This window comes from Staphylococcus sp. GDY8P131P (genome assembly GCF_017891975.1).
GTDB classification, from domain to species: domain Bacteria; phylum Bacillota; class Bacilli; order Staphylococcales; family Staphylococcaceae; genus Staphylococcus; species Staphylococcus nepalensis.
In genome coordinates this window covers 1-726 of the sequence record NZ_JAESKF010000046.1, presented here as the reverse complement: position 1 = coordinate 726, position 726 = coordinate 1, and the positions used below count along the sequence as shown (strand labels likewise).

The 726-nt window shown below is 25.2% G+C and carries 1 pseudogene; it reads left to right on the top strand.

Annotated elements, in window-relative coordinates:
• Positions 1-77: 77 nt before the first annotated feature.
• Positions 78-719 (top strand): annotated as a pseudogene (ant(9), locus tag KA894_RS14580) (aminoglycoside nucleotidyltransferase ANT(9)); the annotation flags it as partial.
• Between the last annotated feature and the right edge of the window lie 7 nt (positions 720-726).

The following is a 726-nucleotide window of genomic DNA, read 5'->3' as shown; positions in this document are numbered from 1 at the left end:
ATTGCAAAAGCAGATTGATTTTTGGCAACGTGAATTTAGATTTTGGAAATAATATTTAAAGATGAGAGGAGTCAATAATGGAGGAACCAAATAAGCAAATTGATAATGTTTTAATAGAATTGAAACGATTGTTTTCAAAAGATTTATTAGGAGTCTATTTATATGGTTCTTATGTTAAAGGGGGTTTAAAAAAAGATAGTGATGTTGATTTTCTAGTGATAATAAATAGAGATATGACTAAAGAAGAAAAAAGAATATTAATTTCGAAAATTATGCCTATCTCTAAAGAAATTGGTGAAGATACAAGTTTAAAATATATAGAATTAACTGTGCTTAATTATCATGAAAATGAAAATTGGTCTTATCCACCTATTGAAGAGTTTATCTATGGGGAATGGCTTAGAGAAGATTATTTAAATTATTTTATTCCAGAAAAGAATAACAACATTGATTTAACAATATTATTATATCAAGCCAAGCTTTCTTCAATATCAATTTATGGCGAAAATAATATTAATAACTTAATTCCTGATGTTCCATTTATTGATTTACAAAAAGCTATAAAGGAAAGTTCTAAAGAATTGATAAAAGATTTTTATGGTGATGAAACAAATGTTATTTTAACCCTTTGTCGTATGATCGTAACTTATGAAACAGGTAAGTTTTATTCAAAAGATTTAGCTGGCAGTATGATAATAGAAAATTTATCAGAAAATTTATAAATTG